Genomic DNA, 24,507 nt, shown 5'->3' with positions numbered 1-24,507 from the left:
CGTTCTAGCAATTACTTGCCACCGAACATGAAACCAGCGTACAGCTGAAACGCACTGTTGCGGACCTTATCAGTTTCTTTGTTAATATTAGTAATGCCCCCATTATAGCGCAGCCCAAACATGGGGCCTGACTCTAACTTGTAGCCCAACCCTACGGCATAGCCAAAGTCAATGGTTTCGATCCCTTTTTTAATGTCCTCACTCTCGTCACCATTAGTAAACTTGGCACTAGCCAAAATGCCTAGCTGAGGACCTGCCTCGAAGAAGAGGCCATCGGCATTATACTGCAACAGTACGGGGATGTCAATATAGCTAAGATTGGTTTTATACTTGCTATCATCCTTGAACTGTGAGCCTTTCATCGAGAACAATACTTCAGGCTGAATCGCGAGCGCGTCGCCGAAACGCACGTTAGCCAATAACCCACCATTGAAGCCAATCTTATTGGCTACATTCTCAGAACCGGAGCCGGTGAGGGTTGTGAGGGAAGCACCAGCTTTTACCCCGAAAGATGCTTGAGCCGATGCTGAAGCGGAAATCCCAACCAGTAGGCTGAGCGAGAGTATTACCTTTTTCATTGCAATTAGAAGTGTAAAAAGAGAGTTTAAATGTATCAACAATGCTGCTGAGAAAAACCAGACAAATGCCATGCCATACTTGCCTGCACAGTGGTAGATGCTCCATCAAAATGAATAAAAAGTGTTTCGCCCGTCTGGGAGGGAACCTCCGGAGTTATTAGGTAAGAACTAAAGCTATTGACCACTAAAGCTATATATCACCTGAAACTGGAAGACGGAGTTGTGGACGTTGGGGTTGTTGCCGTTCAGTTGCGTGCTGCCCGGCTTGAAAGCATACGCCCGGGAAGCCCCGTCCTTGTAGACCTGGGAAATATCGCCGCTGTAGCGCAGGCCCAGGCTCAGGCCGCTGGTAATCTGGTAGCCGATGCCGGCCACGTAGCCAATCACGACCTTGTTGAGGTCGTCGGTGCTGGTGTTCTTGGTGCTTTGCGTGTCGTTGCCCCCGGTTTGGGTGAAGTCGCAGTTATGCAGCACGAAGCTATCCTGTGGGCCAGCTTCAAGGAATGGGCCTTTTCAGTGCCTTTAGCACGAGCAAACCAGTTATACGTGGAGACAGCAGGAAACCCTTTACTTAACATGACTTAATTCGACGGCAATGCCACAGCCGCACTTCACCCAATGATATAAAGGTGAGAAGCACACAAAAAAGCCCGGCTTCCGCTTGCGGAAGCCGGGCTTTTTTGTGTGGGGATTTTAGCAATTACTTGCGGCCGAACATGAAGCCTGCATACAGTTGAAAAGCACCGTTGCGTACCTTAGGTTGATCATTATCACCTGGCTCAAGGTTGGTAATGCCGCCATTATAGCGAAGCCCGAACATGGGGCCTGACTTTAACTTATAGCCCAGTCCTCCGGCATAGCCAAAGTCAACGGTTTTAATGTATTTCGGGTCTTTAAGGCTAAGAGTGACGGTGCCGTCAGTTGTCTTACCATTAAGCAAAACACCTACTTGAGGGCCAACCTCAAAGAAGAGTCCATTGATCTTATACTGAACCATTATCGGAACGTCAATATAATTGAGCCTATCCCTATTATCGTGATTATTAGCGACCTTCGCGCCTTTTTGCGAGTACAACACCTCCGGCTGAATGGAGACCGCATCGCCAACGGCCAGGTTAGCCAATACCCCGGCGTGGAAGCCTATCCTATAGGTTACCTTGCCATAGGTTTCACCGGTAGCAGACGGACCAGTGTAGTTTGTGTATGAAGGACCGGCTTTCACTCCAAAAGTTACTTGAGCCGATGCTGAAGCGGAAATGCCAGCCAAGAGGCTAAGCAATAAGACTAGCTTTTTCATTGTCGTAAGAGAAAAATTAAGGTTAAATAGTCAGTCGGTAACATTGATAAAAAATATTTACCAAATCCTATACCGTACTTGGCTATTTATCCATTAATGTATAATAAAATGAACAAAAGAAAGGTTCTGTTCGGTGGGCTGGTAATCTGAGGTCACTGGGAAAATCCCCGAGTTATCGACCACCAAAAGCGTAGCCCACCTGAAACTGAAAGACGGAGTTGTGGACGTTGGGGTTGTTACCGTTAAGCTGCGTGCTGCCTGGCTTGAAGGCATACGCCCGGGAAGCCCCGTCCTTGTAGACCTGGGAAATATCGCCGCTGTAGCGCAGGCCTAGGCTCAGGCCGCTGGTGATCTGGTAGCCGATGCCGGCCACGTAACCAATCACGACCTTGTTGAGGTCATCGGTGCTGGTGTTCTTGGTGCTTTGCGTGTCGTTGCCCCCGGTTTGGGTGAAGTCGCGGTTATGCAGCACGAAGCTGCCCTGCGGGCCGGCTTCAAAGAACGGACCTTTGCCATCGTCCCCCGCGGTTAGGCGCACCAGCAGAGGCACATCCAGGTAGCCCACCGTGCTTTTGAGGGTGGTGCCGCTCGCCCCCTGAAAGTTATCGATGGAAGCTCCTTTCTGCGAGTATAACAACTCCGGCTGAATGGAGACTAAATCCGAGAAGCCGAAGTTCAGAAAACCGCCAGCCGCAAAGCCGGCCTTATACTCTGAGCCTTTGGAGTCAGTACCCGAAAAGGTTGCGCCGTTGAAACCACCTTTTAGGCCATATTTCACACCATTTTGAGCATGGGCCGCGCCAGTCACACCGACTAGCAAGCCAAGAGAGAGCAATAGATTTTTCATTGGAAAAGAAGGCAAAATGATAAAAATATCAGGGTAGCTTTTTCCAGAACTGCAATGTGTTCCAGAAAGCAGGTTTATAGCGTTTATTTGCGTAGAGAGGTTGCTCGAAAACCAAAAATAATTTTCAATTAACACTAGATGAGATTCAACAGTTAGGTGAAAAAGCAATAGTTTTTTTTAATATTTTCATATGTTATTCAGCCTGTATCTGCTTTTGTATAAGCTACTTACTTGCTTTGTTGCTCGTCTCAAGTGCTTTCCAAATAAAAGCGTGGGTTGAAGTTCAAACAGTGCTACGGGTTTGGGTGCTGGGTCACATGCTATTGTGCCGGCGTAATGCTAAATCGGTGAGTGGAAATGACCACTCAGGCGCAGGAGCGCACTTTAAACTGAGTAAAATCAGATGCTACATCGCGCTAGGCGCGCTCATCTTCTACCGTGCTGTTGAGGCTCTACGCAGCCCTCGTCGTTGTTAAGCACTTGTGCCTAAGTAAGCGTACGAAAAAGAACTTCCAGCTGAGCTTATCGAAGCATCTCTCCCGCTTTGTTGAATAATTACTGCTGGTTAACTACTTAAGAAGCCACTTGCCAGGCTACTGGCCTCCGATGCCTTTGTGAGGAGGCCGCCTCAAAGCATTGATTTACGGCTTATCCATAACCAGTTATGCTGGGTGGATGCTTACCACACCCGTCCCCTCAAACGACAAAGCTGACGACCGAAAGGCCGCAGTTTTGTCGTTTGGGATAATTGGGATAATATAATTAGCCGTGAGCGCTTACTTGCCGAGTGGCAGCAGGTATCCTACTTGCAGGGTGAAAGCGTTATTAAAAGCCTTGGGCTCTTTGTCGTTCGGAACCCCTTTCGTGTCAAGCAAGGAATTGAAGCCGCGGGCATAGCGCAGATTCACGCTGAGGCCGCCGTCAGTCATGTAACCGACACCGGCTACCCCGGCGATGTCGAACTGAGCCAAGTCCGATTTGTCGGCCGGGCCCCGTTTAATGCCGCTGTAGTCGAGGAAGCCGTCGTCATCTTTTACTTCGGTCTTATCGCCGTTGAGATACTTTGTGGTGGTTTCCCGCTTGGTCTTCGATCCAAACAGGTAACTCACCTGCGGGCCCAACTCAAAGAATAGCCCGCCCACGTTCATTTTAGCCAGCAGGGGTACGTCGAGATAATGAAGCACACGTGTTTGCTTGCTTTTAACGGATTCAACTCCACTGGCCAAGCCACTGGTCTGCTTGGACTCGATTTGATAGCCTTTGCGGTTATATAGCAGCTCCGGGGCAAACGCAAACACCCCGTCGGCGCTAAGCGGGATGCTTAGGCCGACGCCGGCATTGTAGCCCAGCTTGTAAGAGTCTAGGCTAGTATCGTAGTTAGGGCCAGTAATTTGCGAAACGTTTTTGCCGGAGATGTTGGAATAAGTGGCTCCAGCTTTCACACCGATACGGAAACCACCAGTATCTTGTGCTTTCACAGCTGATACGCTCACGAGCGACAGCGCTAATACTGCAATCTTTTTCATGGTACATTAAGAAAAACAAGTGGAAAGGAAAGGAATGAGCAGTTAGTGAGTAGTAAGCGTCAGAAGGCTTTCTACGGCTCGCGAGCAGTGCCTGCCAACCTGTGCAAGCAAAGAATTATCTTGTTCGTTAGGGCAAGAATCAAGGGTGAAAACCAATGAACTCAAAGGGAATTTTTAGTTGAAATGCACCTCTCTAACTAAGGAGCCTTATATCGGCTTTCCGGGCGAGGAGGTTACTGAAAAAATGAAAAAGCCTACAAGCAACACGCTGTTGACTCCCCTGTTAAGCCACGATTTTGTTACTATTCCTGAGCTTTAATTATGAGCCCACGGCTACTATCACGGCTGGTCGTAAGCAGCTTACCGGCCCTGATGCTGACTTTAGCCGCGCACTCAGCAAAAGCGCAGGCTGATTCGATAAAAATTTCTTCTCCCGCACCGCCTGCGCCGCTCATAGTAGGGGCCTACTGGCAGGGCAGCATCATTATGGCTCATACCACTGCCATCCGGCATTTGGTAACGTCACACCCCACGGGCCTTGAAATAAACCTCCAACGTCAAACCACTGGCTCGGCGCCCTGGCACGGCTGGTATAAGTTCCCGAAATTGGGCCTGGCGCTCACGTACTACGATTTCCACAACCCCGTGCTGGGCTACGCGGTCTCGGCCAGCCCCTACATCAGTAAACCGTTTTCGCGGGGGCCACGGCACGATTTCAGCCTCCGCATGGGGGCGGGCCTGGCGTACCTCAGCAATCCCTATAACCAGGATACCAACCACAAGAATACCATTGCCAGCTCGGCTCTGAACGCGACCTTGCAACTGCGTTTTGAGTACGATTACGCTCTCACGCCGCACGTAGGCCTGTTGGTAGGCCTCGGGTTGAACCACTATTCCAATGGCGCTACTACCAAGCCCAACTTCGGGGTAAACCTGCCCTCGGTGGTACTGGGGCTCAACTACCATGAACTGCGGTCATTTGCCCAAGTCAACGCCAACGCCCCGGCCCCGATGGAGGTCGGTCAAACTTTTTTCAACGTCAGCACAAGCGTGGGTTTCAAGCAGCGTAACCCGAGCGACCGCCAGAAATACCTGGTTAACTCGGTCACGGCGGCCGTAGGCCGCCGCGTCAACCGCAAGTCCAACCTGCTTGCGGGAGTTGAGGGGTTCTACGACCGCAGCCTCAAAGCCCAACTCGCCGACACCACCCGCGCTGGTATTAAGCAGCCCGATGTGAAAAAAGCCGGCGTTTTTGTCGGCCACGAGTTACTGTTCGGGCAACTGGCATTCGTGTCACATTTTGGCTTTTACGTGTATGCACCCTACAAATCGAGCACGGCTTATTACGAGCGGTTAGGCTTGAAGTACCACTTCACCAATTTCCTGTTCGGCGCCGTTGATTTAAAAATTCACCGGGGCGCGGCCGACGTGATAGAGTTCAAGGTTGGAGCCAAGCTGTAGGCGCTCCAGCCGGATGATAACAAGTTTCAGAGGCTAAATCTGACGGTTGGGATGCTTTGTTAACGGGTTGATGGTAAAAGCCTGCCATCTTTCGGCCGCAGTCGATTATCCCTCACGCTTCTTCCTATGGAAACTTTTTTCCAAGCAAACCGCTACCTGCACATGACGGCCGGGTTTATTGGTTTTTTCGTGGCTCCTGTAGCCCTCGCCGTGCGCAAAGGCGGCGGGGCGCACCGTACTTGGGGCAGGATATTTTTCTGGGCCATGACCGTAGCTGGTACTACGGCGCTGCTGGGTGCCGGGCACATTCACAGCCTATTCTTGCTGCTCACGGCTATTTTTAGCTTGTACATGGCCTGCTTCGGCTACCGTTCGCTTTACCTCAAGCATCTGGCCTGGGAGGCGAAAGTGGTCCCGTTCGATTGGGCGGTAGCGGGGCTGGGCTTGGTGGTGTTTCTGGGCACCGTGGGCTACGGCGTAGTGGTGCGCAACATCCCGGTGGGCGTATTTGGGGTGCTGGGCGCCACGACGGCGGCCCGGCAGTTGCGCGGCTACGCCAACGCTGGGCGCTGGACTAAAAACCAATGGCTCCTGAACCACATTTCGGGTTTCATGGCTTCGTACATCGCCGCCGTGTCGGCGTTTTCAGTCACTAGCCTGCACTTTATTTCGTTTCCGTACAACTTCTTATGGCCCACCCTGCTGGGGTCTCCCATTATCGCGTGGTGGCACCGTCGGGTAAGCGCGAAGGGGATTACGCTGGCACCAAGCGCTGGTTTATCCGGCTCACCAGCGCGGGGCCTTCATAGATAAAGCCCGTGTAGAGTTGCACCAGCGCCGCGCCCGCCGCCAGTTTCTCCTGCGCATCCGCCGCCGAATGGATGCCGCCCGCGCCGATAATGGGCAGGGCACCCTCGCTGCGGCGGTGCAGGTAACGAATCACTTCGGTGGCTCGGGCCCGCAACGGCCGCCCGCTAAGCCCGCCCGCGCCTAAGCCTGCCACGTGAGTGGTTTCGGTGCGCAGGTCGGCCCGGCTGATGGTGGTGTTCGTGGCCACCAAGCCGCTCAACTGCGTTTCCCGGGCTATCTCCAGAATGTCGTCGAGCTGCGCATCGGTGAGGTCGGGCGCGATTTTTAGCAGGAGAGGGCGGGGGATAGGACGGCTCAGGTTACGCGTCTGAACTTGCTGAAGCAACTCAATAAGTGGTTTCTTCTCCTGTAGCTGGCGCAGGTTGGGCGTGTTGGGCGACGAAACGTTCACCACAAAATAATCAACCACCTCGGCCAGGGCATCGAAACAGGCCGTGTAATCGGCGGCCGCCCGCTCGTTGGGCGTGTCCTTGTTCTTGCCAATGTTGCCGCCGATGATGAGCTGCCGGTTCCGCCGCTTGGCCAGCCGGGCCGCCACGGCCGCGGCGCCGTCGTTGTTAAACCCCATGCGGTTGATCAGCGCCTCATCCTGTGGCAGCCGGAACAGCCGTGGGGTGGGGTTGCCCGGCTGCGGCCGAGGCGTCACGGTTCCAATTTCAACAAATCCAAAGCCCAGCGTAGCCAACTCATCGGTCAGGACCGCATTCTTGTCGAACCCCGCCGCTAAACCTACAGGATTGGGAAACCTAAGCCCGAACACCTCCCGCGCCAGGCTGGGGTGCTGGAAGTTATAGAGCCCCCGCAGCAGCGCCTTAATACCCGGCACGCGGGCGGCGCGGCGCAGGTTATCGAAAACGAGGTGGTGGGCGCGCTCGGCGTCCAGGGTAAAAAGGAGGGGCTTGACAAGCGCTTTATACACCATGCTAGTATTCTGCCCGGCCGCATCCGGCATTAACTTACTGCGGAAATAGCCGCCAACACCGGCCGAAAGTAGTCGTGCGAGTCCAGCAGCGCGATCTAACAGTGTTGGGGCCAATCAAAAGTAGCACACCACTCCACTATCTCGTCGGCATCGCAGGCTAGCCGGCCCACCCTTCCCGGTCCAGGCTGCGGTACTGAATGGCTTCGGCCAGATGCTGAATCTGAATATCGTCGGTGCCGGCCAGGTCGGCAATGGTGCGGGCGACCTTCAAAATGCGGTCGTAAGCGCGGGCCGAGAGACCCAGGCGCTCCATCGCCGTTTTGAGCAGCAGGCGTCCCGCCTCGCTGATTTGGCAGAGGTCCTTGACCATTTGTGGCGGCATCATGGCATTGGAGTGGATGTCGGCATAGTCCTTAAACCGGGCTTCCTGCACCTGACGAGCCTTCTCGACGCGGCATTGAATGTTGGCGCTGGTTTCGGCCTTGCGCGATTCCGTCATTTGGTCGAAGGTGACGGGTGTCACCTCCACGTGCAGGTCGATACGGTCGAGCAAGGGGCCCGAGACCTTGTTCAGGTACTTCTGCACCACGCCGGGGCCGCACACGCATTCTTTCTCGGGGTGGTTGTAGTAGCCGCACGGGCAGGGGTTCATGCTGGCGATGAGCATGAAGTTGGCCGGAAACTCAATGCTGAGCTTGGCCCGGGCGATGGTTACGCGGCGCTCTTCCAGCGGCTGGCGCATCACCTCCAGCACGGTGCGCTTAAATTCGGGCAGCTCATCCAAAAACAGCACTCCGTTGTGGGCCAGCGAAATCTCGCCCGGCTGCGGATTGCTCCCGCCGCCAACCAGTGCTACGTCCGAGATGGTGTGGTGCGGCGCCCGAAAAGGTCGCGTGCTTAGCAGGCCCCCGCCGCCCAGCTTACCCGCCACCGAATGAATCTTGGTTGTCTCCAGCGCTTCCTGCATGCTCAGCGGCGGCAGGATGCTGGGCAGGCGCTTGGCCAGCATGGTCTTGCCCGCGCCGGGCGGACCGATCATAATAACGTTGTGGCCACCCGCCGCCGCAATTTCCAGGGCCCGCTTGATGTTTTCCTGGCCCTGCACGTCGGCAAAATCCGCGGTGTACTTATTCACCGAATGTTGGAATAAGTCGCGGGTGTCGACGGTGGTTGGCTTGATATCGACCCGGCCCTCAAAGAAGTCGATGGCCTCCTGCATACTCCCGACCGGAATCACGTCCAGGTTGTTGACGATGGCGGCTTCCGCCGCATTTGCCCGGGGCAGCAGGATGCCCTTGAAGCCCTCCTTGCGCGCCTGAATGGCAATGGGCAGAACCCCTTTAATTGGTCGGAGCTCGCCGTCGAGCGCCATTTCGCCCATGATGAGGTACTCGGGCAGCCGCTCAGTTTGGAGCTGCTGCGAGGCGTGTAGGATTCCCAGGGCAATCGGCAAATCGTAAGCAGCACCTTCCTTGCGAATGTCGGCCGGGGCCATGTTGACGACGGTTTTGGTGCGCGGCATGCGGTAGCCGCGGAACTTCAGGGCGGCCTCAATGCGCTGCTGGCTTTCCTTGATGGCGTTATCGGGCAGGCCCACCACGTTGAAACCTGTTCCGGCCGACACCACCACTTCGATGATTATGGTGTAGGCGTTGACGCCCTGGACGGCCGAACCGAAAGTTTTGGTGAGCATAGTAGTACTTCCAACCCGTGGTTGGAGCGTTGGTGAGCAGGTGATAAGGGCGAGAAGTGCGGCAATTTAGGGCGGCGGGCGCGTCCGTTGCTCCGGCCGCGGTCTGCTTCTGATTCGCCCCCGGAGTAAGTGCAGCGAAACTGCGGGTCTGCCGGGCTTCGGGGCCTGCAACAGGTAGTAAAAGGGGCTGGTTTGCTGATTAGCCTAATGAACACCGAACTGGGCAACCTCCTTCGTGTCATCATGTTTTAACTGTCTGTTTCCACCGCGGTGAGCCACGGCGTCAATAGCCAGTCGGAGGCTGCTCACCTGCCATTGAGGTTGTCGACGATTTAATGGCCGACCTGACACTTGCCGTCAGCACACTTGGGTTCTCATGAGCTGCGGAAAAGTTAGGGTAGAGCAGCTGGTCCTCTTAGTAAGCCGTGGAGTGAGCGAATCTGGGCAGTTAGGGCTGAGCGACTGGCACTAGCTGGGAATATGGATAAGCGCAAGGCAGGGGTTCGAAGTTGGTACCGCGATGGATACTTCTAAATAAGCCAAAAAAATATTATTACAACGCAACCTACGGGCTATCCTACCGGTCAAGGTCTTGTAGTTTCTCTTTTTTTATTTTTCCCTCTCTTATGCGCATTACTGTACGCTTTCGCCCTTGGATGGCCTTGTTTGCCCTGGTGGCAACGTTGAGCTTAAGTAGTTTTCGGGGCCAGGCCCAGGACCCGACCTGGGCCTCCGTCCGGCGGGCCGCCAGTACCACTAACACGGCTAGTTACGGCGATGCCATCGCCGTCGCGCCCGATGGCAGCCGGTTCTTCCACGGAACGTTCCAGGGGAGCTTCACTTTCGGGGGGACCACCCTGACGGCAGTTGGTGCTGGCTTTGACTCTTATTTAGGCAAACTGAACCCCGATGGTTCGCTGGCGTGGCTCCGCCAGTATAGTGGCGGTCTTCCCTGGAAGCTGGCGGTCGATGCCACGGGCAACCTGTATGTAGGTGGTAATCTTGGTGGCACTATTTCCTTTGGCTCTCTGACCCTCACGGGCCCCGGTGGGCTTAGAGCATTCGTGGCCAAGCTGACTCCACAGGGGGAAGGGCTGTGGGGAAAAGTCGAAGAGGCCCCACAGGCAGCCCGAGGCGACTGTTTCTTGAGCAGTTTGATAACGGACGCGGCAGGCAACGTGTACGCTTCCGGCAACTTTAGCGGAACCATGCGTTTTGGCAGCGAGGCCGCGAACCAGCTAATGACGACGAATAATGCTGTTTTTGACATTTTCCTCTGCAAGTTCTCCCCGAGCGGGAGCGTCCTCTGGGCCCGCAAGGCCGGGGGGGAAGGCAATGACGATAATCGTGATTTAGCGGCCGACGCGTCGGGCAACACGTACCTGACGGGTAACTTCACCGGCTCGGCCACGTTCGGCACGGTAACGCTGAACGCGGCGAACGCCACCGACCAGGACCTATACGTGGCCAAGTTCGACCCCCAGGGCAATGTGGTGTGGGCGCAGCGGGCTGGTACGGCCAACGACGATACTGGTGAAGCAGTTGCTGTCGACGCGGCTGGGGTGGTGGCCGTGGGCGGCAACGTCAATAGTAGGCTGGTAGGTGCTGGCTTCCAAAGAGCGGCGTACCTGGCCTGCTACGGGGCTAATGGGAGTCCCCTCTGGTCCCGGGAAATTACCCCTAGTATTCCGGGTCTTTACAGCGTAAAGGACGTAGCGTACGATGGCCGGGGTGGCCTCTATGCGATTGGCGACTATGAGGGTGCGCTCACGTTGGGCGGTACGCCCCTGCCGCTGGCAGGCAAGCCGAGTGCCTTCGTGGCCCGTTACAATGGGCAAGGCACGGCTCGCTGGGCCGGCGCGGGCATCGCCGAGGGGGCCGGGCCCAACGATGGATGCAGTTTTGACTATATCGACGCCGATGCCACTGGTAATGCTTACCTCCTTGGGGCAGCGGTTGGCAATGTGTCGTTTGGCTCGCTAAACTCTGTCGGCAGTACGAATGCTACTCTGTTTGAGGCGAAACTGAACAGCGGAAGTGTACTCGCAGCAGCCCGCACGCCAGGGGCGGCCCTGCCGCTGACCGTTTACCCGAACCCGGCTTCGGGGCAGACCACGCTGGTGCTGCCCCAGGGGGGGGGCGAGCTGACCATCACCGATGGGCTGGGCCGTGTGGTGCGCACGCAGGCCTTGCCCGCGGTGGCCGGAGCCGTTGAGCTTGGGCTGGGGGGGCTGGCGCCGGGCCTGTACCAGTTGCGGGCCCGGCTGAGCAACGGCCAAACTGCTGCTACGCCCCTGCTGGTGCACTAAATCCAGAGCAAGCCTTCGGTTGATTCTTGCTGCTTGAAACAGCCTCCTGTCCCCTGGGCCGGGGGCTGTTTCTGCGCATTCAGGCAGGGGAGGCCGGGCTACCGGCAGTGACAACCGCTGATTTAAGCCAGGGTTGGACCGTTGACAGATTATTTGAAAGTTCTAATATATTTTGGTAATATTTAAATATAGACTGCCCGCCTCAGTAATTGTACGCCTCTCATTACGTTTTCACTGGTTTCATCATCTCTTACAACATTTTCACCTCTTTTCTCATGCGCGTTAGTGTACTCTTTCGTCCCTGGATGGCCTTTTTTGCCCTGGTGGCAACATTGAGCATAAGCAGTTTTCAGGGGCAAGCCCAAGATCCGACCTGGGCGTCCGTGCGGCGGGCCACTAGTACGACCAACTCACGGAGTCAAGGTCAAAGTATCGCTGTAGCACCCGATGGCAGCCGGTTTTTCTACGGAACGTTCGAGGGGAGCTTTACTTTTGGCAGAACCACCCTCACGACGGGGATATTTACCTTTAACTCCTATCTGGGTAAACTTAACGCCGATGGTTCGCTGGCTTGGCTCCGCCAGTACGAGAACAGTCTTCCCTGGGCGCTGGCGGTAGATGCCACTGGCAACCTGTATGTAGGTGGTAATTTTAATGGTACTATTTCCTTTGGCTCTCTGACACTCACGGCCCCTGGTGGGCTTAGGGGATTTGTGGTAAAGCTGACTCCACAGGGGGAAGGACTGTGGGGAAAAGTCGAAGAGGCTCCACAGGCAGACCGAGGTAACTGCTTTTTAAACCATCTCACAACGGACGCGGCGGGCAACGTGTATGCTTCCGGCGGCTTTACGGGAGCCATTCGTTTTGGCGGCGAGGCCGCGAACCAGCTTGTGACGAGTCGTGTCGCTTATGACATTTTCCTCTGCAAATTCTCACCAAGCGGGAGCGTCCTCTGGGCCCGTAAGGCGGGGGGAACAGACAATGATTTCAGTAATGATTTAGCGGCCGACGCGTCGGGCAACACGTACCTGACGGGTAGCTTCACCGGCTCGGCCACCTTCGGCGCGGTAACGCTGAACGCGGCGAACGCCACCGACCAAGACTTATATGTGGCCAAGGTTGACCCGCAGGGCAGCTTTGTGTGGGCGCAACGGGCTGGTACGGCCAACAGCGATGCTGGGGAGACGATTGCCGTTGACGCGGCTGGGGTGGTGGCCGTGGGCGGCTTTATCAATAGTAGGTTGGTAGGGGTTAGCTTCCAAGGAGTGGCGTACTTGGCTTGCTATGGCGCCGACGGTTCCCCCCTCTGGTCCAGGGAAATTACCCCCAGTGTTTCGGGACTTTACAGCGTAAAAGATGTAGCGTACGATGGCCGAGGCGGCCTCTATGCGATTGGCAACTATCAGGGCGCGCTCACGTTGGATGGCACGACCTTGCCGTCGGCCAGTAAGGAGAGTGCCTTCGTGGCCCGCTATAATGGGCGAGGCACGGTTCGGTGGGCGGGCGCGGCTACCTTTACTGGGACCTTGCCCGACGGTACATGCACCTTCGAGTGTATTGCCACTGATGCGTCTGGCAATGCTTACCTGCTGGGTGAAGGGCCGGGCACTATATCATTTGGATCCCTAAATTCTGCTGGCGAAATAGATGGCAATATTACTACGTTTGAAGCAAAGCTGAACAGCGGAGGGGTGCTCACGGCCGCCCGCACACCGGGAGCGAGCCTGACGCTGACGGCTTACCCGAACCCAGCCTCGGAGCGGGCCACGCTGGTGCTGCCCCCCGGGGGCGGCGAGCTGACCATCACCGACGGGCTGGGCCGCAGGGTGCGCACGCAAGTGTTGCCCGCGGTGGCCGGAGCCGTTGAGCTTGGGCTGGGGGGGCTGGTGCCGGGCCTGTATCACTTGCGGGCCCGGCTGGGCAACGGCCAAACCGCCGCCACACAGCTCCTGGTGCGCTAAGCCGGAACGAGCCGCTGGTCAATCATCACCGCTTGCTCGAAGTAGCCCTCCTGGCCCCTGGGTCGAGAGGGCTGTTGCTGCGCATCCAGGTAGGTTGGGCTACCGGCATCGACAACCGCTGATCTAGGGCCTGTGGACCGTTGATAGTTTTTTATAAAGTTCGAGTATTTGTTGGTAATATTGCAAGGAGATCTACCTGCCTCAGTAATTGTATGCCACGCATTTGTTTTCACTGGTTTCATCATCTCTTACAACATTTTCACCTCTTTTCTCATGCGCAGTAGAGTATTCTTTCGTCCTTGGATGGTCTTTGTTGCCCTAGTAGCAACATTAGGATTAGGTAGTTTTCGGGGGCAGGCTCAGGACCCGACCTGGGCGTCCGTACGACGGTCCACCAGTACCACCAGCTCAATCAGTTACGGGTACAAAATGGCTGTAGCGCCGGATGGCAGCCGGTTTTTGTACGGGTTATTCGCAGGGAGCTTTACTCTAGGCGGGACCACTCTTACAGTAGCTGGCCCGGGCTATAACTCTTATTTGGGAAAACTCAACCCCGATGGTTCGCTGGCTTGGCTCCGCCAGTACGAGAACAATCTTCCCTGGACACTGGCGGTCGATGCCACGGGCAACCTGTACGTGGGGGGTAGTTTTAGTCGTACTATTTCCTTTGGCTCTCTGACACTCACGGACCCCAGTATTAGGCTATTCGTGGCAAAGCTGACTCCACAGGGGGAAGGGCTGTGGGGGAAAGTGGAAGAGGGCTCACCATTAGACCGACTCAATTACGGCTTGAGCAGTCTCACAACGGACGCGGCGGGCAACGTGTACGCTTCCGGCGGATTTATTGGTGCCATGCGTTTTGGCAGCGAGGCCGCGAACCAGTTGGTGTCGAGTGGTCTCGCTTATGACGTCTTTCTCTACAAATTCTCCCCGAGCGGGAGCGTCCTCTGGGGCCGCAAGGCGGGGGGGACAGGCAATGACGGTAATAGTGACTTAGCGGCCGACGCGTCGGGCAACACGTACCTGACGGGTGTATTCACCGGCTCGGCCACGTTCGGCACGGTAACGCTGAACGCGACGAACGCCGCCGACCAAGACCTGTACGTGGCTAAGTTCGACCCGCAGGGCAGTATAATGTGGGCGCAACGGGCCGGCACGGCCAACAACGATGCTGGTAAGGCGATTGCTGTTGACGCGGCGGGGGTGGTAGCCGTGGGCGGCTTCATCAACAGCAGGCTGGTCGGTCCTAGGTTCGAAAGTATGACATACCTGGCCTGCTATGGTGCCAACGGGAATCCCCTCTGGTCCAGGGAAATTGCCCCCAGTGTTCTGAGCTCGGGCTATTCCGGTGTAGCAGACGTGGCCTTCGACGGTCGGGGCGGCCTCTACGCGATCAGCACCTATCTGGGCACGCTTACGTTGGGCAGCACGACCCTGCCGGTGGTCAGCAAGGAGAGCGCCTTCGTAGTCCGCTACAATGGGCAAGGCACGGCGCGGTGGGCGGGCGCGGCCATCCCCGACGTGACCGATGTATCCAAGTTTGCCTTTACGTATATTGCTACCGATGCTGCCGGCAATGCTTACTTGGTGGGGGAAGGGGCCGGCACGATATCATTGGGCCCGCTGAATACTGCTGGTGGTAATTATCAGAGCATATTTGAGGCGAAGTTGAACAGCGGAGGGGTGCTCACGGCCGCCCGCACACCAGGAGCGGCCCTGACGCTAACGGCTTACCCGAACCCGGCTTCGGAGCGGGCCACACTGGTGCTGCCCTCCGGCGGCGGCGAGTTGACCATCACCGATGGGCTGGGCCGTAGGGTGCGCACGCAGGTATTGCCCGCCGTGGCCGGAACTGTTGAGCTCGGGTTGGGCGGGCTGGCGCCAGGTTTGTACCAGGTGCGAGCCCAGCTGGGCAACGGCCAAACCGCCGCCACGCGCCTGCTGGTGCGTTAAGCTCGGAGCCAGCCGTCAGTTGACTCTTACCGCTTGAAACAGCCCTCCTGGCCCCTGGGTCGGGAGGGCTGTTGCTACGCATCTAGGTAGGGGAGGCTGGGCTCCCAGCATTGACAACCGTTAATCTAGGCCTGGGTTGTACCCTCGATTTTTAAAGTTCGAGTATTTATTAGTAATATTGCAAGGTTATCTACCCGCCTCAGTATTTGTACGCCTCTCATTACGTGTTCACTGGTTTCATCATCTCTTCTCTTATGCGCATCAATATAATTTTTCACCCCTGGATGGTCTTTTTAGCGCTGGTGGCAACGTTGAGCTTAGCCAGTTTTCGGGGGCAGGCCCAGGATCCGACCTGGGCCTCCGTCCGGCGGGCCAATAATACGACCGGTGATAATGGATTGTTTTCGAATAGCGTAGGTTATCATATGGTTGTGGCACCTGATGGCAGCCGTTTTTTCCAGGGGAGGTCCGCACGTAACTTTACTTTTGGTGGGACCACCCTCATAGGAGGCCCAGAATCTCTCAATTACTCTTATTTGGGTAAGCTTAACCCCGATGGTTCGCTGGCTTGGATCTACCAATACACAGACAGTAGATTCTGGCCTCTGGCCGTGGACGCCGTCGGCAACCTGTACGTGGGCGGCCTTTTCAATCGTAGGCTTTCCTTTGGATCTCTAGTCCTCACCACAAACCCTGATGAGGCTAGGGCATTCGTGGTAAAGCTAAACCCTCGGGGAGAGCCGCTGTGGGGGAAAGTCGAAGAGGCCGAGGCGGCGGATCTAAGCAATCAGTATTTGACCAGTCTCACAACGGACGCGGCGGGCAACGTGTACGCTTCCGGCAGATTTAACGGCGCCATGCGTTTTGGCAGCGAGGCCGAGAACCAGCTAGTGGCGAGTCGCGGCACTAGTAATGTCTTCCTCTATAAATTCTCACCAAGCGGGACCATCCTCTGGGCGCGCAAGGCCGGGGGCACGGGCAGTGCTAGCGCTAGTGATGTAGCGATTGACGCGGCCGGCAACACGTACCTGACGGGAGATTTCATGGGCTCGGCCACTTTTGGTACGATAACGCTGAACGCGGCGAGCGCCACCGATCGAGACTTATATGTGGCCAAGTTCGACCCGCGGGGCATCGTCATATGGGCACAACGGGTTGGTACGACCAACAACGATAGTGGGAACGCGATTGCCGTTGACGCGGCTGGGAGGGTGGCCGTGGGCGGCTTTATCAATAAAAGGGTGGTAAGTTCCAGCTACGAAAGTACGGCGTATCTGGCGTGTTATGGCGCCGATGGCACCCCCCTCTGGTCCCGGGAGATTACCCCCAGTCTGCCGGGCGATTACAGTGTACCCGATGTAGCCTTCGACGGTCGGGGTGGCCTTTACGCCATCGGTGACTATCAGGGCACGCTCACGTTGGGTAGCACGCCCCTGCCGCTGGCAAGTAAGCAGAGTGCCTTCGTGGCTCGCTACACTGGGGAAGGCACGGCGCAGTGGGCGGGCGCGGGCATCGCCGAGGGAACTGGGTCCGACGATCTATGCCATTTTGATCGTATTGGCACCGATGTCGCCGGTAATGCTTACCTGTTCGGGTCAGCGCGTGGTGATGTATCGTTTGGCTCGCTAAATGTCGTCGGGGGTACGAATCGTAATATAATTGAGGCGAAGCTGAACAGCGGAAGCGTGCTCGCGGCCGCCCGCACGCCAGAAGCGACTCTAACGCTGACCGTTTATCCAAACCCGGCTTCGGACCAAGTCACGCTGGTGCTGCCTCACGGGGGCGGCGAGTTGACCATCACCGATGGGCTGGGCCGCAGGGTGCGCACGCAAGTATTGCCCGCCGTGGCCGGGGCCATTGAGCTCGGGCTGGGCGGGCTAGCACCGGGCTTGTATCACTTGCGAGCCCGGCTGGGCAACGGCCAAACCGCCGCCACACAGCTCCTGGTGCGCTAGGCCTGGAGCGAGCCGCTGAGCCCTCCATCCATTCTTTCTCCCACGGAAAAGCCCTCTTGGCCGTCTGGTCAGGAGGGCTTTTTGGTGCGCCTACGGTTCCGACATTGGTCGCAAGCAAATAGAGAAAGTAGGCTGCGAGTAGTTCCGTCGGCTACAATAGGAATCAGAAATTGGCCCCGAGTCGGAGATCCGCGAAGCAGTAGCGGTCTCGCTGGATTTCAGGCCCTTCTTCCAGTCTAGACGAGGTTCCCAAACCGTCCTGGAAATTCATATTGTCACAGCCAAGTTATCACAACCAGGCAGTATGGTCATCCCAGTCATATAATTCACTAATAGGCCTCACTAACAGCTGGAGCCCCCTAAGCTTTTACAGTGCCAGCTTCTCAATCAGCATAATCAGGATGTGAATTACTTTGATATGAATTTCCTGGATCCGATCCGCGAAGCCGGAATGCGGGGCTCGGATTTCCACATCGCTGATGCCGGCCAGCTGCCCGCCGTCCTTGCCCGTCAGGGCCACGACCAGCATTCCGGCCTCGCGGGCCGCTTCGGCGGCACGCAGCACGTTGGGCGAGTGACCGCTGGTGCTGATGGCCAGGAGCACATCGCCCGGCCGGCCCAAAGCCTGTACGAAGCGGCTAAACACAAACTCAAACCCATAGTCGTTGGCGACGCAGGTAAGGTGCGAGGCTTCGGTGAGGGCAATAGCAGCCAGCGCGCGGCGGTCCTTGCGATAGCGGCCACTGAGCTCTTCGGCAAAGTGCTGCGCGTCGCAGAGGCTGCCGCCGTTGCCGCAAGTGAGAATTTTACCACCCTCCCGTAAACTCCGGGCCATTACCTGTGCTGCTTCGGCAATGCGCGCCAGCATGGCCGGATCGGCCAGAAACCGGTCGAGCACGGTCCGGGCTTCGGTCAGCTCGGCGTGAATGAGGTCGGGAAGATGAGCGGAGTCGGGCAATTGATGGCTGGGGTTCAGTATTGGAGTAGGTAAGCTAAGGCAGGGCAGGAAGCCGGAGGAAGTACTTACAGTGGGGGCCGCTCGGCGGGCGGAGTATTCGACAGACTAGGATCGTTCTGCGGAAACGTCGGTTGGGCCAAGTGGTCAGTCGTCCGATTCTCGGTGGGGCTGGGGGAGCCCGCCGCGCGGCTTGCCGTCGTGGGAGCGGTGATCCGGCCGTCCACGGTGCGGCTAGTCGGCACCGTGGGAGCAGTGTCCGTGCGCTGCTGATGGTCGTAAAGCCGGGCTTTCAGCTCGTTGATTTTGCTTTCGCGCTGGCTAACGGCCCGGCGCAGCAGCACGCTGTCCAGGTTTTCGGTGATCAGGTGCAAGGCCAGTAGCCCGGCCCCGATGATGAACAGGGCTTGGTAAAACTGTCGTTCTTTTTCCAGTTCCGACAGCCCACTGCCCATGTCCACAATCGAGGACCGCACAGCTGGTACGAGAACGAACAAGAGTGCCAGCAGCAGGTAAACCATTACTGCGACGGTAACAATGCGTTTCAGGGCGAGCATAGCAAACGAGGGTGAAGTGAAAAGATGGCAGCTATCAGAAACGGAAGTACTGGGAAAGTGGCTGCAAAATAGGGCTTATTAAATAAGCTACTTGGCCTGGGCTAGCGGGTCAGTGGTTGTTACGGCTGTGTCGGTGGGGGAGGCCACCACCCGGGCCCCGTTGGCCCGCCGGGCATTCTGCTCCGCTTCAATTGACCTGACCAGTGCTTCCTTCCGCGCATAAGCGTTCTCTATCTTAAGCTGAGCCTCGGATCTCTGCTGGCTGCGGTAGTATTTGAAGCCAACCCGCAACGCAAACATGAATAAGGCCAACAAGCCAAAAACCCAAGGAGCTTTCTTGCTGAGCATAAATTCAATGGGTTAAGAAAAGAGGGTCTGGCGCTTAGCGCTACACCAGCGCAGCATTGGTTTGCAGGGAGCTCAGGCGCTGGTATACCCCGCCTTCGCGGCGCACCAGCTCGTCGTGAGTGCCGCGCTCGACCACGCGGCCGTGCTGTAGCACCACAATTTCATCGGCGTGCTGTACCGTGCTGAGGCGGTGAGCAATAACGAGCGACGTGCGGTTTCGCATCAGGCGCTGCAACGCTTCCTGCACCAGTTTCTCGCTTTCAGTGTCGAGGGCCGAGGTGGCTTCGTCGAGGATGAGAATGGGGGGATTGCGCAAAATGGCGCGCGCAATGCTGAGGCGCTGCCGCTGCCCGCCCGATAGGCGGGAGCCCCGGTCGCCAATTACCGTCTGGTAGCCCTCGGGGCTGGCCAGGATGAAATCGTGGGCGTTGGCAATTTTGGCGGCTTCGATCACTTCAGCCTCGGTGGCCTGAGTGTTGAAGCGGATGTTATTGAAAATGGTGTCGTTGAACAGGATGCTTTCCTGCGTCACGATGCCCATCTGGTCGCGCACCGAGTGTAGCGTGCAGGCCCGCAGGTCGTGGCCGTCAATGAGAATCTGGCCGCCGCTGGGGTCGTAGAAACGCGGCAGCAAGTCGGCCAGCGTGCTTTTGCCGCCGCCGCTGGGGCCCACCAGCGCCACCGTGCTGCCCTTACGAATGGTCAGGTTGATGTCGTAGAGCACGGGGGTCTCACCGTAGCTGAACTGCAGAGCCTGGAACTCAATTTCGCGCTCGAAGGGCGGCAGCACCGTGGCCCCGGGCCGGTCGCGAATGGCGGGCTCGGTGTCGATGATGCGCAGCACCCGCTCACCGGCAACCAGCCCGCGCTGGATGTTGCCAAACGATGACGACAGGGCTTTGGCTGGAGTAAGCACCTGCGAAAACAGGATGATGTAGCCGATAAACGTCGCGGCGGTCAGGTTCGCTTGGCCACTTAACACCAGGGTGCCACCGTAGTACAGCAACCCGGCCACTACCGTTACGCCGGCGAACTCCGAGAAAGGCGAGGCCAGGTCCCGGGTGTTGTCGATGTTGCGCGAGGTGCGGGCGTACTGGTCGTTTTGGGCTTCAAACTTCTGTCGGATGTAGCCTTGCGCGTTGAAGGCTTTAATCACCCGAATGCCGCCCAGGGTCTCGTCGATGACCGATAGCATGGTGCCCAGCGTGCCTTGGCTCAGCTTCGCCTGCCGCCGGAGCCGCTTGGCTACCCCGGCAATGATGCCGCCCGAAACCGGCAACAGAATCAGCGTGAATAGCGTCAGCTTGACCGACATCGTGAAGAGCACCACGAAATAGGCAATAATCGTCAGTGGCTCTTTCACCACGGCCGTCATCGTGTTCACCACGGACGTTTCTACTTCCTGCACGTCGTTGGTGAAGCGCGACATGAGGTCGCCCTTCCGCTCCCCGGCAAAATAGCCCAGCTCCAATTCGGTGATGCGCTGGTACAAGTCGTGCCGCAGATTCCGAATAACCCGGGCCCGCACCCGGGCGAGCAGCCGCAAGCTTAAATAGCGGAATACGTTGCTGAGCAATACCGACACCACCACCACCACGCACACGAAGCCCAGCGCCCCCAGGCGCCCGCGCGCCGCCAGAATCTCAGCAAAATAGAATTTGAATACATCCGTTACGTAACCGATCGTCAGCGAGAAGTCCGGCAACGCTTTGGGCGCGTCCAGCACCGCCGACTTATCCACGTTGAACAGCACGTTCAGCAGCGGAATGATCAGGGTGAAGTTGCCAATGCTGAAGAAAATCGTCAGGATGGTGTATAAAAAATAGAGCGGCACGAAGTCGATAAAAGGCCGCGCGTACTGCAGGATTCTCAGATAAGTCTTCATGGATAGCGAAAGCCGATAGGCTAAGGACGCCGAAACTCGGCAATTACTTCAATCAACTCGGCGATGTGCTGATTGAATTCCGCTAACTGTTCGGCGGGCACCCACAACTCATCGTGCTGCTGGTCGCCAACGTTTTGCACCGGAAACCGCGCTAAGTAGGCGGTATCTACGGCAAACCGAACCACATAGCCCATGCCGTAAAAGGGCACATTCCAGTCGCGGCTTATTTGCGCCGCGTAAGCCTCATTCAGCACCGGATAAAAAATAGGCTGCTCCGGCAGGCGCGGCGGAAAGGCCTGCCAGCCCAGCCCGGCAATCAAGTCCAGTTCCTGCTGATTAACCGGGCGATAGAGTGGGGTAGTCGGGGGCATGGCTTAAAATTCGTGGAGCCGTTGGGCAATGTTCCAGCGCAGGGCCAGCGAAGCGTACACTTCGCTCCCGTCAAGGGCTGGCGTGAGCGAGTACGTTTGACGCCGGGCAATCAGCTTCGCGTCCAGAAACAGGTTCAGGCGCGGCTGGTACGTAGCCGTGAAGTCGGCGTGCAGCAGGCGGCTTTTGTTGCCCTGGCCGGTGCGGTTGCCGAATTCCTGCACGCGGGTGTCGTAGGATTTAAGCACGTTGCCGCCGTAGTTCTGGCCCGGAGCGTCGGCATTGTTCAGGTCGAGCCCTTGCACGGAGTAAAAGGCCTTGCCTACCAGCATCAGGCGGGGCAGCGGCTGGTAGCTGAGTACGCCCAGAACCTCCGTCAGGTTAGCCCCCATGGGGTGGGCCAGGGGCTGCTGGTAGTGCTGGTAGTTGGTGTAGCTGTCCTCGTGCTGGTAGGTAAAAGGCCGGATATAGTTGAGCTCCACCTGCAAGTCGAGGTTACGCAGCCCCGCCACGTCGATGTATTTGGCCCCCAGCTGGAAGGCCTGCTTATTGGCCCACCAGCCGTTGCCCGCGCGCACTTCGCTGAGCTTAAACTCGTCCAGTACCAGCTGGCCGTAGAGCTGCGCGGTATGGAGGATGTTCCACTTGAAATCCAGCCCCAGAATGGCGTTATCGGCGGAGCCTGCCTGCTGCTCCACGGCGCGGTAGAATATCACCGGGTTCAGGTATTGCAGCTCAAAGCGGCCCCGCTGGCGCACGATTTGCCCGTTTACGATGGTGCTGTCCGCGCCCCGGCCCCCCAGCACGGTGCTCTCGAACACCCCGATGTTGAAGGTGGACGTGACGTCGAAGCTGAGGTGGTGCAGGGCCAGGTACTTTTTAGGATACACTTGGTCGGCGTTTTTCCTTTCGGCCGTCAATTCCGCGAATAAGTTCTGGTAGTTGAATTTCCAGACCCGGGTATTAATCTTTAAAAAGAAATACGGGGCGCTGTAATCGGAGAGTATGAGCGAGCGGTAGCCATTGCCAATAAAATTGCGGTCGTGGGCCAGTTGCAGGTTGATATGCTTGCTGGCCGCGTACGTGATGCCGCCCCGGGCCGTGAAAAAATCGTACTGGTTGCCGCCCTCGGTTTTAAAGTACTTCCAGTAGCCCTCGTGGGGCACGATCTGGTCGCGCTGAATGCGCGTCTGCACGTACTGCGGCACGGCTTGTTGGTTGTCGGCCAGGAACGTGTAAAACCCCAGCCGCTGGTCGATGTTGCCCTCCAGGTACACGCCGCGCGTATTCACGTAGCGCAGCCCGCTGATGCCGTTGTCCTTGCCGGCCTGCACTAGCAGCACCGGGTTCACGCGCAACGCAAAGTCCCGGGTCTGGACGTGGTAAAGGTCGGTTTGATTGCGGTAGAAGTACGTCAAGACCGGGTTAGCGCTCTCGTTGAGGTCGGCCCCGCGGGCGCTGTTCATCCAGTTGTCTTTCAGCAGGTAGGCGGCGTTGAACCGGTCGGAGCGCGAAAGCGTACCCGTTGGTACTCCCAGACTATCGGGCGAGAGAATGCGCTCGCCTAAACGAGCTGCGGCGGCCCGGGTGTAGGGCCGAACGCTGGTGTGCGGGTCGGTCAGCGAATCGGGACCAAACTTGATGGCGTAGCGGTCGAGCAAGCGGTAAGTATCGGCATCGAGCGGCACGTAGTTCGCCCCTTGCGTAGCCCCTGGAACAACCGTGACGCGGGCGGCAGGCTGCGCTGCGCCCGGGCGGTTGGGGGTAGTCCGCAGCGTTTTCTCCCGCCCGGCCCGGCCCCGCGTCGGGGGCAGGCTATCGAGGGGCTGGTCAAAAATCAGCCACGGGGATTTTTCTACTTTCACTGGGGCCGGCGCTGGGGGCGTGGCAGGGGTCGGGGGCGTAGTAGATACCGGCGGCGCCGTTTGGGCCGCCAAGGAGCCCGCCAGCAGCACCGTAGCCGAAGACAGGAGCAGAGCTTTATGCATAAATCCAGGTAGTGCTCATAAAAACGGAAGTTACTTCGCCGGATAAAATCTTAGGGAGGCAATTTCTTAACAAACCTACGCAGCAAGCCGTTGGTGAGAATACGCTGGGCTCCCGGCTCAGCTCAACAACCAAGTGGCTTAACTCGTCTTTGGGCTGCGGAGAAAAGAATAAATTCCGTTCGTCTTTCTTGCCCGCCCCTGGTTTTTGTGCCAACTTAGGGCGCCCAGCTGGTCTCTAACGTACAGGCTTCACCTATTAATCTACTTTCGCTCATGGTTACTACTCCATTCCCCGCTCCGGCTGTTCTTGCCGCGCCATCCGCCGCCAACGAGGTGGCCGAGGACCTGGCCCACGTACACGTGGTGTGCGCCGAGCCCAGCATTGCCAACCATTTCCTGGCCGAGCTGCGGGATAAAGACGTGCAAAAGGATAGCCTGCGCTTTCGTCGCAACCTCCAGCGGCTAGGCGAAATCATCGCCTACCGCATCAGCACTCACCTCAGCTACAGCGACAAGATCATTCAAACGCCCCTGGCCGAAACCACCGGCAAGCTCTTGCGCGACTTCCCGATTCTGGCCACCGTGCTGCGTGCGGGGCTGCCTTTTCACCAAGGCTTCCTCAATTATTTCGACCAGTCGCCCAGTGCCTTTGTAGCTGCCTACCGCATCGAGGGCACGGCCCAGGTGCAAGTGCAGGTCGACTACTTATCGGCTCCCAGCCTCGACGAGCGGGTCCTGATTTTGGCCGACCCCATGCTGGCCACCGGCAAAAGCCTCGTGCAAACCTACCGGGCCATGCTGCGCTTCGGGATGCCGCGGCAAGTACATATCGCGTCCGTCATTGCCTCGCCCGCCGGCCTGGCCTACGTGGCCCGCGAGATTCCCGAAGCCAATCTGTGGGTAGCCGCCATCGATGAGGGCCTGAATGAGCAAGCCTACATCATACCTGGTCTGGGCGACGCCGGCGACCTGTCCTACGGCAGTAAGCTATAGCCCCCTGATTTCGTTGGGCGGGGCGCCAGTTGCTTTGGCC

20 protein-coding genes are annotated in these 24,507 nt (G+C 57.4%); 7 read left to right on the top strand and 13 right to left on the bottom strand.

Features of this window, described 5'->3' with window-relative positions; all coding sequences use genetic code 11:
* Positions 1 to 11 precede the first annotated feature (11 nt).
* The 5 genes from IC235_RS12665 to IC235_RS12645 form a co-directional block, all read right to left on the bottom strand.
* Positions 12 to 578, bottom strand: a complete 567-nt coding sequence (locus IC235_RS12665) for a porin family protein (protein WP_191005550.1) — start codon at positions 576 to 578, stop codon at positions 12 to 14.
* A gap of 174 nt (positions 579 to 752) precedes the next feature.
* Entirely contained in the window at positions 753 to 1,052 is a 300-nt protein-coding gene (locus IC235_RS12660) for a hypothetical protein (RefSeq protein ID WP_191005549.1), read from the bottom strand.
* 226 nt (positions 1,053 to 1,278) lie between these two features.
* Positions 1,279 to 1,875, bottom strand: coding sequence for a porin family protein (locus IC235_RS12655; RefSeq protein WP_191005548.1), 597 nt, complete (start codon positions 1,873 to 1,875; stop codon positions 1,279 to 1,281).
* Positions 1,876 to 2,047: 172 nt separating this feature from the next.
* Positions 2,048 to 2,722: a porin family protein gene (locus tag IC235_RS12650; RefSeq protein WP_191005547.1), complete on the bottom strand. Its 675-nt coding sequence runs from the start codon at positions 2,720 to 2,722 to the stop codon at positions 2,048 to 2,050.
* A 776-nt stretch (positions 2,723 to 3,498) separates the two neighbouring features.
* Positions 3,499 to 4,248: a porin family protein gene (locus IC235_RS12645; protein WP_191005546.1), complete on the bottom strand. Its 750-nt coding sequence runs from the start codon at positions 4,246 to 4,248 to the stop codon at positions 3,499 to 3,501.
* A 486-nt stretch (positions 4,249 to 4,734) separates the two neighbouring features.
* Between IC235_RS12645 and IC235_RS12640 the strand changes: the two genes are divergently transcribed.
* Positions 4,735 to 5,709 carry an acyloxyacyl hydrolase gene (locus IC235_RS12640; RefSeq protein ID WP_191005545.1) on the top strand — a complete coding sequence of 325 codons (975 nt, stop codon included), beginning with the start codon at positions 4,735 to 4,737 and terminating at the stop codon, positions 5,707 to 5,709.
* A 126-nt stretch (positions 5,710 to 5,835) separates the two neighbouring features.
* Positions 5,836 to 6,522 carry a DUF2306 domain-containing protein gene (locus IC235_RS12635; RefSeq protein ID WP_191005544.1) on the top strand — a complete coding sequence of 229 codons (687 nt, stop codon included), beginning with the start codon at positions 5,836 to 5,838 and terminating at the stop codon, positions 6,520 to 6,522.
* On the opposite strand, the gene IC235_RS12630 is transcribed toward IC235_RS12635, so the two are convergent.
* Positions 6,464 to 7,498, bottom strand: a complete 1,035-nt coding sequence (locus IC235_RS12630) for a quinone-dependent dihydroorotate dehydrogenase (RefSeq protein WP_191005645.1) — start codon at positions 7,496 to 7,498, stop codon at positions 6,464 to 6,466. The two genes, IC235_RS12635 and IC235_RS12630, sit on opposite strands and share 59 nt — an antisense overlap.
* 160 nt (positions 7,499 to 7,658) lie before the next feature.
* Positions 7,659 to 9,194 (bottom strand): YifB family Mg chelatase-like AAA ATPase, encoded by a 1,536-nt coding sequence (locus IC235_RS12625; RefSeq protein WP_191005543.1) that lies wholly within the window; start codon positions 9,192 to 9,194, stop codon positions 7,659 to 7,661.
* Between the two features lie 626 nt (positions 9,195 to 9,820).
* Between IC235_RS12625 and IC235_RS12620 the strand changes: the two genes are divergently transcribed.
* The 4 genes from IC235_RS12620 to IC235_RS12605 all read left to right on the top strand — a co-directional run bounded on the left by IC235_RS12620 (position 9,821) and on the right by IC235_RS12605 (position 17,372).
* Positions 9,821 to 11,503 (top strand): T9SS type A sorting domain-containing protein, encoded by a 1,683-nt coding sequence (locus IC235_RS12620; protein WP_191005542.1) that lies wholly within the window; start codon positions 9,821 to 9,823, stop codon positions 11,501 to 11,503.
* A gap of 275 nt (positions 11,504 to 11,778) precedes the next feature.
* Positions 11,779 to 13,464, top strand: coding sequence for an NHL repeat-containing protein (locus tag IC235_RS12615; protein WP_191005541.1), 1,686 nt, complete (start codon positions 11,779 to 11,781; stop codon positions 13,462 to 13,464).
* 537 nt (positions 13,465 to 14,001) lie between these two features.
* Positions 14,002 to 15,417 carry a T9SS type A sorting domain-containing protein gene (locus IC235_RS12610; RefSeq protein WP_191005540.1) on the top strand — a complete coding sequence of 472 codons (1,416 nt, stop codon included), beginning with the start codon at positions 14,002 to 14,004 and terminating at the stop codon, positions 15,415 to 15,417.
* 794 nt (positions 15,418 to 16,211) lie between these two features.
* Positions 16,212 to 17,372 carry a hypothetical protein gene (locus IC235_RS12605; protein ID WP_191005539.1) on the top strand — a complete coding sequence of 387 codons (1,161 nt, stop codon included), beginning with the start codon at positions 16,212 to 16,214 and terminating at the stop codon, positions 17,370 to 17,372.
* Between the two features lie 367 nt (positions 17,373 to 17,739).
* Here IC235_RS12605 and lpcA read toward each other — a convergent pair whose 3' ends face one another.
* The 6 genes from lpcA to IC235_RS12575 form a co-directional block, all read right to left on the bottom strand.
* Positions 17,740 to 18,330, bottom strand: a complete 591-nt coding sequence (lpcA, locus tag IC235_RS12600; protein ID WP_191005538.1) for a D-sedoheptulose 7-phosphate isomerase — start codon at positions 18,328 to 18,330, stop codon at positions 17,740 to 17,742.
* Between the two features lie 65 nt (positions 18,331 to 18,395).
* Positions 18,396 to 18,884 (bottom strand): hypothetical protein, encoded by a 489-nt coding sequence (locus IC235_RS12595; protein ID WP_191005537.1) that lies wholly within the window; start codon positions 18,882 to 18,884, stop codon positions 18,396 to 18,398.
* An 87-nt stretch (positions 18,885 to 18,971) separates the two neighbouring features.
* Complete coding sequence (locus IC235_RS12590; protein WP_191005536.1) at positions 18,972 to 19,232, bottom strand: hypothetical protein; 261 nt, start codon at positions 19,230 to 19,232, stop codon at positions 18,972 to 18,974.
* Between the two features lie 40 nt (positions 19,233 to 19,272).
* On the bottom strand, positions 19,273 to 21,117 hold the full coding sequence (locus tag IC235_RS12585; protein WP_191005535.1) for an ABC transporter ATP-binding protein: 1,845 nt from the start codon (positions 21,115 to 21,117) through the stop codon (positions 19,273 to 19,275).
* 20 nt (positions 21,118 to 21,137) lie between these two features.
* Positions 21,138 to 21,488 carry an ADP-ribosylation/crystallin J1 gene (locus IC235_RS12580; RefSeq protein ID WP_191005534.1) on the bottom strand — a complete coding sequence of 117 codons (351 nt, stop codon included), beginning with the start codon at positions 21,486 to 21,488 and terminating at the stop codon, positions 21,138 to 21,140.
* Positions 21,489 to 21,491: 3 nt separating this feature from the next.
* Positions 21,492 to 23,474, bottom strand: coding sequence for a hypothetical protein (locus tag IC235_RS12575; protein ID WP_191005533.1), 1,983 nt, complete (start codon positions 23,472 to 23,474; stop codon positions 21,492 to 21,494).
* A 273-nt stretch (positions 23,475 to 23,747) separates the two neighbouring features.
* On the opposite strand from IC235_RS12575, the gene upp reads away from it, so the two are divergent.
* Positions 23,748 to 24,467 (top strand): uracil phosphoribosyltransferase, encoded by a 720-nt coding sequence (gene upp, locus IC235_RS12570; RefSeq protein ID WP_191005532.1) that lies wholly within the window; start codon positions 23,748 to 23,750, stop codon positions 24,465 to 24,467.
* Positions 24,468 to 24,507 lie beyond the last annotated feature (40 nt).

The organism is Hymenobacter montanus, assembly GCF_014699115.1.
GTDB classification, from domain to species: Bacteria; Bacteroidota; Bacteroidia; order Cytophagales; family Hymenobacteraceae; genus Hymenobacter; species Hymenobacter montanus.
Note: the sequence above shows the minus strand (reverse complement) of the source record. Positions and strands in the feature narration are given on the sequence as shown.